The organism is Salinimicrobium maris (genome assembly GCF_049680855.1).
Classification (GTDB): domain Bacteria; phylum Bacteroidota; class Bacteroidia; order Flavobacteriales; family Flavobacteriaceae; genus Salinimicrobium.
Map to the genome: position 1 here is coordinate 829,441 of NZ_JBMPGS010000002.1, position 13,450 is coordinate 842,890.

Annotated in this window: 9 protein-coding genes; 5 read left to right on the forward strand and 4 right to left on the reverse strand. The window is 36.5% G+C overall.

All coding sequences use genetic code 11. From position 1 onward, the window contains the following. The 3 genes from ACOV1Q_RS09290 to ACOV1Q_RS09300 form a co-directional block, all read right to left on the reverse strand. Positions 1-2,826, reverse strand: a complete 2,826-nt coding sequence (locus ACOV1Q_RS09290) for a M16 family metallopeptidase (RefSeq protein ID WP_424494112.1) — start codon at positions 2,824-2,826, stop codon at positions 1-3. Between the two features lie 82 nt (positions 2,827-2,908). Continuing rightward, entirely contained in the window at positions 2,909-4,300 is a 1,392-nt protein-coding gene (locus ACOV1Q_RS09295; protein WP_424494113.1) for a RagB/SusD family nutrient uptake outer membrane protein, read from the reverse strand. Positions 4,301-4,313: 13 nt separating this feature from the next. Continuing rightward, a complete protein-coding gene (locus tag ACOV1Q_RS09300; protein ID WP_424494114.1) occupies positions 4,314-7,301 on the reverse strand; it encodes a SusC/RagA family TonB-linked outer membrane protein in 2,988 nt (995 codons plus the stop codon). Between the two features lie 724 nt (positions 7,302-8,025). Here ACOV1Q_RS09300 and ACOV1Q_RS09305 point away from each other — a divergent pair. Beyond that, positions 8,026-8,247 (forward strand): helix-turn-helix domain-containing protein, encoded by a 222-nt coding sequence (locus ACOV1Q_RS09305; RefSeq protein ID WP_424494115.1) that lies wholly within the window; start codon positions 8,026-8,028, stop codon positions 8,245-8,247. 8 nt (positions 8,248-8,255) lie between these two features. Here ACOV1Q_RS09305 and ACOV1Q_RS09310 read toward each other — a convergent pair whose 3' ends face one another. Then, entirely contained in the window at positions 8,256-8,498 is a 243-nt protein-coding gene (locus tag ACOV1Q_RS09310; RefSeq protein ID WP_424494116.1) for a hypothetical protein, read from the reverse strand. 76 nt (positions 8,499-8,574) lie between these two features. Here ACOV1Q_RS09310 and ACOV1Q_RS09315 point away from each other — a divergent pair, with 76 nt between their 5' ends. The 4 genes from ACOV1Q_RS09315 to ACOV1Q_RS09330 all read left to right on the forward strand — a co-directional run bounded on the left by ACOV1Q_RS09315 (position 8,575) and on the right by ACOV1Q_RS09330 (position 13,450). Continuing rightward, entirely contained in the window at positions 8,575-8,949 is a 375-nt protein-coding gene (locus ACOV1Q_RS09315; protein ID WP_424494117.1) for a hypothetical protein, read from the forward strand. Between the two features lie 425 nt (positions 8,950-9,374). Beyond that, a complete protein-coding gene (locus tag ACOV1Q_RS09320; protein WP_424494118.1) occupies positions 9,375-11,693 on the forward strand; it encodes a sensor histidine kinase in 2,319 nt (772 codons plus the stop codon). Next, positions 11,683-12,750, forward strand: coding sequence for a hypothetical protein (locus ACOV1Q_RS09325; protein WP_266069634.1), 1,068 nt, complete (start codon positions 11,683-11,685; stop codon positions 12,748-12,750). The genes ACOV1Q_RS09320 and ACOV1Q_RS09325 overlap by 11 nt, the downstream gene beginning before the upstream one ends. Next, positions 12,743-13,450 (forward strand): hypothetical protein, encoded by a 708-nt coding sequence (locus ACOV1Q_RS09330; protein ID WP_266069636.1) that lies wholly within the window; start codon positions 12,743-12,745, stop codon positions 13,448-13,450. Before ACOV1Q_RS09325 ends, ACOV1Q_RS09330 begins: the two co-directional genes overlap by 8 nt.

The window sequence follows — 13,450 nt, forward strand, 5'->3', positions numbered from 1 at the left end:
TTATTTTCCATACATAACGAATTCGTGAAAGTTCTCTTTTTTAAGGTACTTGTTCGCTACTTCAATTAGATCCTCCCTATCAACTTCGGATGTTAATTCCCTCATCTGTGGTAAACCCACCCAGGGATAATCAAATCTATAATGGTGGTAAAGCTCTTTAATTTTAGTTCCAAGGCGCATTGCTCTTTCAGAAAAATTGAATAAATCCACCAACTCAAGTGCCCTGGAAAGTTCTTCTTCAGAAATTTTGCCTGCCCTTATTTCAGAATAAATTTGTTTTATCTCTTCTTGCAGCCTCTGAAAATCCTGAGGCTGACAAAATAAGTAGGTCCTGACTTCATACCGTTGTAAGGGAAAGTTGTAAAGACCTCTAGCACTTACATCATACAAGCCATAGCCTTTTTTGAAACGTAGACCCCATAGCTTCTGCCTCACAACCTCTCCCAGTACTTCAATTTTTAACCGCTCCTTCCAATCATAAATATTTTCTGGTTTTATGATGAAGCTTGTCCCATAACTAATGTTTAGCATGTCAAGGTTTCCTGTATTAGGAAGCTCCTGAAAGGAAGGACCTTCAGGAAACATCAAGGATCCATTCTCTTGTCTCTCAATGCAAGGTTTTCCACCAGGTAAATTGCCTAAGTACTTTTGGACTAATGGCAATAATTCCTCTATCTCGAATGCTCCAGTAATCAGGAAAATAAAACCTTCTGCATCGCCAAAGAAACGTCGATAAATATCATGAGCCTTTTTATAATCAGTTCTTTCAAGGCTCATATAATTAAGTGTACCGTCCGGAAGAGTTTTCCTATTATGACTGCTTTGTAGGTTTCTATCTCCTGTGACAGTTCGTCGAGCGTTGTTAAAATCAGTTGCGTATACATCTCCGGAAGAGTCCAAATACCAATCTATCCTTTTTCTTTTCCAGTCTTCATAAGCTAGCTCATCCATATTTGGCTTTTTAAAGAACAAGTAGACCAACTGCAGCATCGTCTCCACATTCTCAAAATATGACCTACCGTAGATTCCATGTTCTGCATAATCGATATAAGGAACCACTGCTCCGGGTAAATGCCCGTGCTTTTTAAGAATATCATTAACTTCAAATTTATCTAATTCATTTACTCCAGAATTAGCAACTATTTCGGGAGCATTAAGGGCCGACCAATACTCATCTTCCGGTAAAAGTTCTGTGCCACCAATTCTGAATCCATGCAAATTAATTGAATTCTGACTTATTGTATCAGTTGATCGATCGGGGAGGAGGACTAGTTTTACGCCATTGTTTAGGACAAATTCTCTGGCACCAGATTCGTCAGTTCCACTGGTTAGAATTACTGCGGAATCTAAACCTTCAACTTCTTCTTCGCTTAAGAAATTTTTTACATTTGGTTCCTTAAACGGTTCTACAGGTTGATTTAAAGAATTCATGATCCATGATCTTACTTCCTCTTCCTGATACCCTAAAGCCTCATGTTCAGCGGGGGCTACAATTCCTATATCTTCAGGACCTTTTAACAATTGATCTTTAATAAAAGTATTCAAGTCACTCAACTTTGTTGCTTTCAGAGACTTCAACATTTCCTCCTTTTTATGTTCAGGTAACTCCTGTCCTCTCATGATGTGATCGTTCATTTCCTTCAACCAGTATTGTGGTTGGTCCTCCTTGAACCAATTGACATTTGAAACAAGTTTTTCCTTGACTTTATTGAACTCAGATTGTAAAACTCCATATGTCTGAAACTGGTGATAAACCTTCAATATTTTTTCAGTCGTTTTTTTTCCTGCTCCATCTTCAATAGAGAAAGTTATCTCCATTGCCGATGGCAGTTCCTGACTATAAAGGTCATAGAGCATGGGCTGATCCATCCCATATCCTTTAGTTTCCTGCCTCAGCCTCTCGCCCAAAACTTTGATCATCATCTTTAAGTAAAAATTTTGGGTTGCATCTCCCACAGTTTTAAACCGATGTCGAAATTTAGGAAAACGAAAAATTAGATGCATTTCTGCACTCTTATCTGCTATTAATTTATCACGATCAATTTCTCTTTGTACTACCACAAATTGAGGTGGACTTTTGAAGTATAAAGAATCGCAGTTAACCGGTTCTACTGAAGGATCATTTGACGGCAGCTTGGAAAACAAAGATTTGATTTGTCTCTCCAGATCAGCAGGATCATTTATATCGCCTACTATTACTAAAGACAAATATTTCGAATTATACCACGTATCATAAAATTTTCTAACCTCTTCCGGTATAAAATAATTATAATGTTCAAGAAGCCCCTCTTCGTCTGGTTCACAAGGAAAAATCCCGCTGTACATTTTGGAATTAGCTATGGATGAATTCAGTGTTGCACCTACTTTTCCCAAAAATTCTTCTCTCACCTCTCCTCTTACGCTTTCAATGTCTTTTTTGGAGAGCAACAGGTTTTGAGCAATTTCTCTAAACCATAGGAGCCCCAACCTAAATCCTTCTGTAGAGGTGTTTTGAATATCAAATTCATACGTAGTACTACGACGACCACTGGAAGCATTTAACTTAAAGATTTCAGAATCTGAGGTGTTGAATCTTTTACTATTTTCAAGGCCTAACGGAAAAACTTTTGTCGCTTTAAATGCCAGATGTTCAATAGCATGTGCAAAATCCCCCTCATTCTCTTTTTCATCATTTGAACCAACTTTATGTACCAATCTCATCTTAGTACCATCTTGTGCCCCCGGTAAAGCTTTGATGTAGTAGGTAAATCCGTTGTCAAGGCGCCCGTGTCTGATACTAGGATCCAAGGGAATCGAGTCATTGTTAACTACATTTGCTTGTGCCATAGTACTGTAAGTTGAAAAAATGCTTAAGTACATTATTACAAGTAAGAAAGTTTCCATGACTCCCCCCTGACTCCTCCTGTTTTTAATATCCTGCATTTTGAGTAAGATTTGGGTTTTTCTCTCTTTCAGATTCAGGTAGTGGATATAGTAAATCGGTTAGTTCCCAGGTGTCACTATCCCCCAAAATCTCTGTAGCCCGGCCTGTGCGTTTTAAATCCAGCCATCGGTGTCCCCATTCCGTGAACAATTCTTTCTTTCGTTCTTCAAAAATTAGGTGAAGGAGCTCTTCTTGTCCTGTGATACTGTCAGAAACTGAAGACAAATCCGCACGTTCCCTGATCACATTAAGGTCAGAAACTGCTCCAGACAAATTGCCTTGCCTTGCTCTGGCTTCTGCTCTTATTAAATATTGCTCTGCCAGGCGGAGCACCATAGAGTATTCTGTTGCATCTTCAATGCTATTTTGAATTTTGTATTTATGAGGAAAGTAATTTGCCGTACTTTCGTGGAAACCAATCCAATTTTCTAACCTTTTGTCTTCAGAAGAAAATGAATTTACAAAAGCGGGATCAAGTTTAAATTGAGCTAAAAAATAAAAGAGGGGATGAATAATAAAAACGCTACCTTCCTGGGTATTTGTTAAAGAGTATCCCCTTCCTTCTGGCGAAATCTGCCATATCGCTTCTCTGCTATTTGCTAAAAAAACAGAATCCAATTCCTCAAGTAGCTCATAGATTCCCGTTTGATCTAATACCTGGGTACTATACATTTCAGCATCCTCCCAATTCTCCAGATAAAGTTGAGTTCTGGCCATAAGTGCGAGCGCAGCGGCTTCATTCACCACAGTACGTTCACCGATAGAATAACCAGCATCTAAATTTTCTATTGCATTCTGAAGATCGTTGAGGACCTGTCCAAAGACTTCCTCTTCTGAGTTTCTTTCTGCTAGAGAATTGCTTCTGTAATCTGTTGTAAGAATTAAAGGCACCTCCCCATATAGACTGGTCAAATAAAAATAGGTGAAAGCCCGCACAAAATTTGCTTCGCCCTTTATTCGGCTACGAATATTACCTGAAATTTCCTGATTATTCTCAACTCCCTCCAGGAGTGCATTGGTCAAATAAATGATATTATAGGCACTTGACCAGAGACTTTCATTTCTAAAATTATTGGGCAATAACTCGTGTTGCTCAAATTCCATATACTCCAAATTATTAGGGTATATTGGGATGAGGATGTCTGCTGAAAGTGCTCCTAAAACAGTTACACTTGAGATTCCGCCACTACTAAAATTTACAGATGCTAATTGGTTATACAAACCTACTAAAGCACTTTGCGCAGTTTCATCATTCAGGAACACATTTGTACCTACAATTTTATTGTCTGGAGCCTCTATTTCCAGGTAATCTTCACAGGATGCAAATATTCCGAGAAGCAGAATAAATGCCGTCATTTTTGTTATTTTTGCTTTCATTTTTATCTTTTTTTTAAAATTGAACTTGAAGACCTCCCGTTATAGTTCTTAATCCACCAAAGTAGCGTCCGTTTTCTGGTAATTCAGGATCCATACCTTTATAACTTGTAAGGGTGTAAAGGTTTTGTCCGGCTAGAAATACTTTCCCATCCTTTAAGCCCATTGATTTCATTACTGAAGAAGGGAATTGAAAACCCAGGGACAGGGATTTTAAACGCAAATAAGAAGCATCTACTACTGGAAAGGTTGAAAAGAGTGCGTAGTAATAGGCATCTGAAGCCTCATAGGATTGGGAAATTCGCTGGTATTGCCCTCCCTCCTCTAGTGTCTCCAGGTCAACAGAGCCCTGGTTAGCTAAATAGCCGTATTCAAAAAGATCAAATATTCCTTTCTGTTTAGTGAACTCCCACAAAAACTGAAGAGAAAAATTGTTATAGTTGAAGTTATTATTAATTCCTCCATAAAATTTCCTTCCAAAATCCTGTATTGCAACCCTATCATTATAGTCAAGTCTGCCATCATTGTTAATGTCTGCAACTTTATAAAACCCTGTTTCAGGGTCAAGACCTTCGTACTTATATAGAAGCGAAATAGCTAAAGGTTGTCCCACTTTATAAACATTTGCATAAGAGGATTGTTCAATTCCGGGGTAACTTACCAGCTTGTTTTCAGGAATTGTAATATTGAAAAAAGTCTCCCAGGAAAAGTCCTTAGTTTGGAAATTGTAAGTAGAGAATTCTAATTCTACTCCCTGGTTCTGCACTGTGGCAGGAAGGTTAGCCTGCACTGAACCAAAACCGGTTATCGACGGAAGAGAATAACCTACAAGTTGATTAGAAGATCGGTTTCTATACCAACTCACACTTAAGTTTATTCGATCATTAAGAAAGCCTAAATCTACCGCAGCCTCCAGTTTTTTGTTTACTTCCCAGGAGTAATTAGGATTGAACAATTGTGTAGGGTATAACCCTCCCGGGCCCTGAGTGGCCTCATAAGCATCTAAATATTGGTAATCTCCTATTTGATCGCTGCCACTTGTCCCATAGCTCGCCCGCAGTTTTCCAAAACTTAAGATCTTATTTTCACCGTTTAATAATGGTTCCTCAGAAAAAACCCATGCCCCACCGACTGCCCAGAAATTTGCTAAACGTTTTCCCGGACCAAAACGTGAAGAACCATCGCGCCTTCCAGTAAGGTTAACCAGGTATTTCTTGTTCCAATTTAGCGCCAGCCTTCCAAAGGCTGCAGCATATCTATATTGCGCCTGATTATTTCTGCCGTATGAAATACTCTTAGCTGCTGAAATATTTCCAATTAAGGATTCTGCTACATATCCTTCTGTTGTAAAAGCTGTTTGAGAAGAATTCCTCTCCTGAATACTCCCCCCGAGGATTGTATTCAGACTAATTTTCCCAAAGCTTTTATCATAATTGATTTGGGGTTCAATAATCCATGAAGTGGTGTAGTTGGTAAGGTGTGAGGAAGAATGATCTCTTATATCCCAATATGCGGGATTAAAAGATCTCTTTGGTCTTTTTAGGAGTTCCTTACTTTGGAAATAACGGTACCCAAAGTTCGTCCTGAGACTAAGTCCAGGGGAAATGTCGTATGTAAGATTCAGAGTTGATACCAGATTATTGCTCTGAATATTATTGCTGTTGAAAAACCCGGAAATCGGGTTGTCTATACCAGCTTCCGACCATTCTACCCAGTGTAAGCTTCCATCTTCATTAAAAAGTTTTGGAGCATTTGGAGGCAAACTAAATAAGGCAGTGGCTATATCAAAATCTCCCACTGAAGAATTATCATCTAAACCGTAATTGAGAGAAAAATTAAGTCTCCACTTCTTGTTCTGCGAAAAATGATCCAGATTTATTCCTCCTGTGAACTTTTGATAGTCGTATTCCCATGGGTAGATTGTTCCCTGTTTGTGGTAAGAACCGCTCAACCTGTAAGTAGTATTCCCACTTCCACCATTAGAAGCAAGATTTATATCTTGTACCGTGGCAGTACCTCCAAGAAAGAAATCCTGCCAATCCGTATAACGATTTTGATCCCACAGCACAAGATCATACGCATCATATTCCGTAGGTTCAATTCCGTCATTTTCAAAAGCCTGCCTTCTTATTTCCAAATAAGGTCCTGTTTTAAGCATTTCGATACGGTTGGGGAGCGTAGATGTACCTGTATAAATTTGGGCTTCAAAACCGGCTCTTCCAAACCCTTTTTTTGTAGTAATTAATACAACTCCATTAGCCCCACGGGAACCGTAGATAGCGGTGGCATCTGCATCCTTTAGAACTTCTATGCTCTGAATGTTCGAAAGATTTAAAGTGTTGAAAGGATCTATTCCTGTGTTACCCAACAAAGAATTGCTTTCAATTGGGGTTGAATTGACAGGCACCCCATCTATAATATAAAGTGGAAGATTTCCCTCCTCCCGCAGACTGTTTCTTCCCCTAATTTTTATGGTAGCCGCCATTCCCGGTTGATCCCCACCAGGAATGATCTCCACCCCTGCCATTCTTCCCTGCAAAGCCTGCAACGGACTGATTACCGGCTGATGTTCTATCTCTTCTGCCGTAACACGAGAAATATTTCCTGTGCTTTCTCTCCTGGTGGTATTATAGTAACCGGCGTTGATCTGTACTTCATCAAGGGCAGTGATGTCTTCCACCAGCCGCACATTGATTTCCCGCCTCCCGTCTACTGGAACTTCTATTATTTTAAATCCTAAATAAGAAAATACCAGTATTCCCTGTGGTTCAACCGCTATTTTATATTCCCCATCTAAATTTGTGGATGTACCCCTATTTGTGCCTTTGACTGTAATAGTTACTCCGGGCAAGGGCATGCCTTGTTCGTCTGTCACCACTCCGGTGACTGTTTCCTGCAAAGTAGCAGGGAGTCCTGCAGCATATCCTTTAACCGTTAAGGCATACAGGAAGACGATAATGGTGATAAGCGCGATTATTACTAACCGGCTGTAATTATTTTTCATAATTTTGTAATGGTTAAATGAAACTTCGTTTTATTTAATGCAGGCCTTCCAGCTCCCTCGGCAAAAGTGACTGGGAGGCCTATTTTAATTTAACCCATTCCTGGAACAGGTGTAGGTAATGCAAACCTGCCGGGGGGCTGGCACATTTGCTTAATGTTTTTACTACTGTTTCATTGGCATTAATTTATATTATTTAAAAATGTTCATCCCTCAATTGAGGGCAAAATGTCACCCACCCACCCATCACCATTACAAGTTGTAGGATTTGTGTAATGGTTATCCCACGGGTACTAATGGCTAAACTAGACACCCTACAACGCTTTGCTCTTCAATATGAAGTACAGGCTAATAAAAACAGAGCAAAACAAAAAGTTCTTATGTATTGAGAAACCTCTAAAGAAGAAGCAGCGGCTTTGAAAAGAAGAGTATCGAGGGGCCACCCCAATGAGAGGAAACAAAAAGGCGTGGATACTCAACTTAACGAACAGAGGTACTGGCATACCATGCAACGAATAAGAGAGCCCACGCCCGGGTCGTGAGCATCTTGCTTATCATCTCGTTGCTAAAAATTACCAGTTTTCTGTTCGAGATTCAAAGCGAAATGCTTCTATACTATTTAAAGAAGATTCGCAAAGTTATAATTCTGGGACCAATATAAAAATAAAATTATTATTGCGGACATATGTCCGCGCTTTTTTTCTGTTAAATCTTTTGATTTGTTAAAATGCAGGATATCTATTCAAAAATAAACCGACGAATTTCTCAATGGATTTCTTGCGCCAGCTCAAATAGGGACTTTGCCCTAAGTCATAATATTGATGAAAAAACGGTCCGCCGGATTTTAACGGGGGAATACAAAATTTCAATTAGAACTCTTGAAAAAATCTGCGAAGCGCGCAATCTATCCTTATCTGAATTCTTCAAAAGAATAGAAAAGGATAAATAAAATGATATTCAGTTTTCCCCAGGAGAAAATCCTCTAGAATATTTGTCTAGCAGATCACCTTCAATGAAACTTCTTTTTCCAGTCACTTCGTTGCTCCAAAGATCATATTCTATCTCCACAAAAAATTTAAATACAGCATACAAGGCAAATCTCTTTGATTGCTCGATATGGTAATCTACGAAGTCGCCTTGGGTAAAAACCATATCATACTGCTCATGATCTGATTTTAACTTGAAGTCGTAAAGGGTCATAAATTGTTTTACTGCTGAAAAGACTGATCGAAATTAAAGCATAAATTTATAAAAGAATAATTTTTACCTTAAGTAAATGAAAAAGGTAATATTTCTTCTATTGCTATTTACCCTACCTGCCGGTGCGCAAGAATTAATATTTCAATCCCCTCTTACTCAAACGTCGCCGGAAGTATTTCCTTCCCAATTTGAAGAAATAGATCGAATTCTTTATTTCGACAGCCATTCCATTACTATTACAACGGTTACCTCAGAAGGTAAGGAATTCGAATCTTTTGATATTCAGGAAATATCTTCTCTGGAGCAAGGTCTTTTTTTCTTTTGCCTTACCGGGAATGAGGAGAAGATTACGATCATTATTCCCCACCAGGAAAAAATAGAAATTATTGATCTCTACCGTCGGTCACCAGAGACCGGAGAAGAACTGTGCGTGAGGTTTCATGTGGATTAGTTTCCCCCACTCATCAATTCATAAGTTATACGTTCCCCCCTAAATTTTATTATCTTTAAACCCTTTTGAAGGCATCCCGCTGATTTACCGTTTCGGTAAGAGCTAATTTAAAGAGAAATTTTTTTTCGGATATTCTATTAAATTATTGTGGAAAGAATAACCTGTCCACTACTGTACAGTAAATATTTCAAAAATCCTTCTATCCTATTTCCGGTGGCACCTATCAATACCTTTCGATATATAATTTTTCTTTCTAAAATATTTAGTTTCTTTGAAGACCAATAAAAATTGAAAGGGTGATAACAGCTACCTTTCTAATTCACCTTACAGATTCTATGCTGTTTAAAACACTTTAAATAATATTCGAATGCCTAAATTCAATACTACTTAAAATTACCTTTAATATTTTTTCACTTACCTAAAATATGGATGAAAGAAAAATTCGAAGTGAACTAGCTAAGATATTAGCGGACGAACCAAAAAACTACACGAAGATATTAGAGCTGTCCTCAAAACTAGCCAGTTTTGATCAAGATAATGTACGATTTAGCGTAGATGCTGGAGTAATTGACAGATTAGGAACCGAATTGGTGGCAAGGCAAGAAACTGCAGTATCTGAGTTAGTAAAGAACTCTTATGATGCTGATGCTAAAAAAGTAGTTTTAAAATTTGAAGATTCAGAATCCATTGGGGGAACTTTATTTATTGAAGATGATGGTTTAGGAATGACTAAAGATCAGCTTATCAATGGATTTATGAGGATATCTTCTACAGATAAATTACGGCACCCACTTTCTGAAAGGTATAATCGTAAAAGAGCCGGTCAAAAAGGGATCGGAAGATTTGCTGTTCAAAGATTAGGTAAAAAATTAACAATAATTACACAAACATTAAATGGTGATCACGCCTTAGTATTAACTATAGATTGGTCACATTATAAGGGTGATGTAGATCTAGGTAACATTACCAATAAAATAACAACCATCCCTAAAAGAAAAGATGAAGGAACAACCTTAAAAATTGAAGGATTAAAAGATAGATGGTCACAAGCTGCAATTAAACGTATTTATAGATATGTAAGTGCAATTATTCAACCCTTCCCATTATCGGAAGAAAAAGTCATAGAAGAAAAAAATGGCCAAGTTGAGATATTAGACCCTGGATTTAAAACTATTTTTAAAAAAATAGAAGGTGACAAGGCAATTGTGATTGCCGATGAATCTAAAATGATTTATAATCACGCATTAGCAGAAATTGATGGCTGGATCGATGATAATGGATTAGGTATTTATTCTATTGTAAGTAAAAAACTTGATATTGATAAATATGGTGAAATAGGTAGTGATCCTGATGATATGACTATACCTTTTACTCATCTTAAAAAGGTCCGTTTCAAGGCTTATTATTTTGTATATAATTCGGGGTTGATTCCACAAATGCATGAAACGAGTATAAAAAAAGCGGCAAGAACTTCTGGAGGAATAAGGTTGTATAGGAATGGCTTTAGAGTTTTACCCTATGGTGAACCAGGTAACGATTGGCTTAAATTAGATCAATCAGTTACAAGAAGATCTATTCTTCCGGTACATGGAAATAATAATTTTTTCGGTTTTGTAGAATTGACAGATGAAGAAGGAGAATTTAATGAAACTTCAAGTAGAGAGGGTCTAATGGAAAATGAGGCACTTATTCAATTACAGAATTTTGTTTATAGAACTTTGATGCAGAGTGTATTTATTACAGCAGAGGCTAGAAATATTAAAATTGTTTCTGGACAACAAAAGGATGGTAAACTTTATGAAAAAATTGAACTAAGAATAAAAGATATAGCACATACTCTTGAAGCGTTAGACTTGGAGTTGGAAAAGGAGGAAGGTAACATTCAGGTAAAAAATAGGAGAAAAAAAAGATTAAAGAAACTCAAGAAAGATATCAAAGAAGTTGCTGAATTACAAAAAGAAGAAACGAGTAAAATGCTCAAGGAAAAATCTATGCTCCGTGTCTTGAGTAGTGTTGGTATAACAATAGGACAATTCATACATGAAGTTAGGGACTATGTAATTAATATGGAATCTGATGTGAAATTTCTTCTGGAAAAACTCCGTTCAGACACTGTTCTAACTGAAAGACTATTAATTTTGGATAGAAACATTACAACTTTTAAGAGTTATACCTCATATTTCGACAATGTAATATCCCAGAATGTAATTAGAGAACTAAAGCCTATTGAAATCCAGAATAGAGTTGAATATTTCTGGAAATCAATCCATAATGATGCGTTAAAAAGCAACATTAAGTTCGAAATACCAGAACGAAATGGATCATACTTATATACTATCCCGATGCATCCATCGGAGTGGTCCTCTATCTTATTTAATTTTTACACCAATTCTAAAAAAGCAATTAAAAGAACTGAAAAAGCAGGTGAAATAAAAATTGAATGTGGTTTAGATAATAACAATATCTTCTTAGAATTTTCTGATACCGGAGATGGAATATCAGAAGAAAATGAAGAAAAAATATTTGATGAATTCTTTACTACTACTTCACCGAATTCTCTGAATGAAATCGATTCAAGTAATGAAATTACTGGTACAGGGTTAGGATTAAAAATAGTAAAAGATATTGTTTCTAGTTATAGAGGGAGTATACAAGTTGTATCCCCAAAAGAAGGTTTTAGCACCTGCATAAGGATAGATATACCTAAAGCAACAGATAAAGAATTAGAGGACTATGGCATATAAAATTTTATATATAGATGACTTGGAAACAGAAAGTCGCCTAAGTGACATTCGTAATTTGGGGTATGTGGCTGACCTTTTCAATCCGACTTCAGACTTAACTGACCTATTTGGTGCATTAGAAACAGATACAAGAGCTTGTGTATTAGATTACAGATTGACTAAAGGAATAAATAATGCTTGTTTTGATGCTCCTACTATTGCGCAAACACTGAGAACAAAGCATAAAAATGATTTAAAAGATTTTCCATTAATTTTAATGTCTAATGAAACAATCAAAGTACAAGAGTTTGATAAGGATCTAACAAGCCAGGATTTATTTGATTTTGTTTTGACAAAAGAAGAGTTTTCAAGAGATAAGCAAAGATTCAGAGAAAAATTAGATGCTTTTATTAATTCATATGAAACTATAGTTAAATATAAGTTTGACCTAAAAAAAATTATTGGCTTTGATGATAATTATATACTGCACTCTAGGATTAAATCTGATGCAGCTGCAATTAGCAAAAACCTATATACACTAAGCAGCTTCATTTATTATGATATAGTTAGACCTATAGGCATAATGATTGGCGAAGATGTCCTTTCTGCAAGACTTGGCGTTTCTAAAGAATCCGGAGATTGGAAAAAGTTATTGGAAATAATTGACTCCAGTATTTACGAAGGTGTTTTTTCGGAATATCTTACGCGTTGGTGGATGGATAAAATTATTAAATGGTGGAATGATGAAATAAGTCCTGGTGTTTCGTTAAGAAGCTTAAATGCTGAAGAAAGAGTAGAATTGTTGAAATCAAAAACAGGTTTGAAAGAATTAGTCCCATTAACTAAAACAAAACATTCCCTGAGTTCAAGTTTTTGGACAATTTGTAAACATTCGGGGCAACCCTTAGATCCATTTGATGGTATAGAATTATTAAAGACCTATCTACCATGGAAAGACAAAGAATATATATCTATTGATTCAGCCTTAGAAAAAATGGATGACTACAAACTGCTAATAAGCAAAATTGACAAAAAGGCCATTCGTGATATAGTTGAAAAAGAAAGGACCAATGGATAGTTGGAGTTTAAGAACCTTCCGAAATGACTTGTCTATCTTCATTCAGTTGATTGAAGATAACAATGTAACTGGTGACTTCTCAGGATTCACTACTTTACTAGATCACCTTGAGGATAAAAATCTAGTGGAATATAATCTCGAAAATCTTTCATTTTATATTAATGGCAGAATATCTGGAACACGTCCAGAGAACTTAAATTTTTGTCAAGTTTTATTGGATAATATGCTAATGGTAAAAAATGAATTATCTGAGAATGTCGACCCTTTGTATTGCTATTCTATGGATATTAATATTTCAGTTTATAAAAATAAAAGTTCTTCAAATAAAGCCTATACTAGTAGTTGGCACCTGGACAGGCATTTTAATACAGAAAATGTGAAGTATACTCATCCCACTTATCATTTTCAATATGGTGGTAAAAAATTAGAATTAATAGATGAAAATATGTCTGTTCTATCATGCCCGAGAATTCCTCATCCTCCAATGGATATATTTTTGGGGTTCCATTTTATAATATCCAATTACTTTAATAACAAACAATTTTCCTTTGTAAATGCATTACTAACGGATTCTGACTATCAACAGATTATTAAAAGAGCTCAAAAAAGGTTATGGACCCCATATTTTAAAGCTTTTGATTCAACCAATACACATGAAGATTTTACAATCAATAAAATTTTCCCTCTGTATTTGAGCTAA

What these genes read in the sequence shown, in the direction of transcription:
- ACOV1Q_RS09290 (WP_424494112.1), bottom strand. Translation starts at nt 2,826, where the DNA reads ATGGCACAAGCAAATGTAGTTAACAATGACTCGATTCCCTTGGATCCT.
- ACOV1Q_RS09295 (WP_424494113.1), bottom strand. Translation starts at nt 4,300, where the DNA reads ATGAAAGCAAAAATAACAAAAATGACGGCATTTATTCTGCTTCTCGGA.
- ACOV1Q_RS09300 (WP_424494114.1), bottom strand. Translation starts at nt 7,301, where the DNA reads ATGAAAAATAATTACAGCCGGTTAGTAATAATCGCGCTTATCACCATT.
- ACOV1Q_RS09305 (WP_424494115.1), top strand. Translation starts at nt 8,026, where the DNA reads ATGCAGGATATCTATTCAAAAATAAACCGACGAATTTCTCAATGGATT.
- ACOV1Q_RS09310 (WP_424494116.1), bottom strand. Translation starts at nt 8,498, where the DNA reads ATGACCCTTTACGACTTCAAGTTAAAATCAGATCATGAGCAGTATGAT.
- ACOV1Q_RS09315 (WP_424494117.1), top strand. Translation starts at nt 8,575, where the DNA reads ATGAAAAAGGTAATATTTCTTCTATTGCTATTTACCCTACCTGCCGGT.
- ACOV1Q_RS09320 (WP_424494118.1), top strand. Translation starts at nt 9,375, where the DNA reads ATGGATGAAAGAAAAATTCGAAGTGAACTAGCTAAGATATTAGCGGAC.
- ACOV1Q_RS09325 (WP_266069634.1), top strand. Translation starts at nt 11,683, where the DNA reads ATGGCATATAAAATTTTATATATAGATGACTTGGAAACAGAAAGTCGC.
- ACOV1Q_RS09330 (WP_266069636.1), top strand. Translation starts at nt 12,743, where the DNA reads ATGGATAGTTGGAGTTTAAGAACCTTCCGAAATGACTTGTCTATCTTC.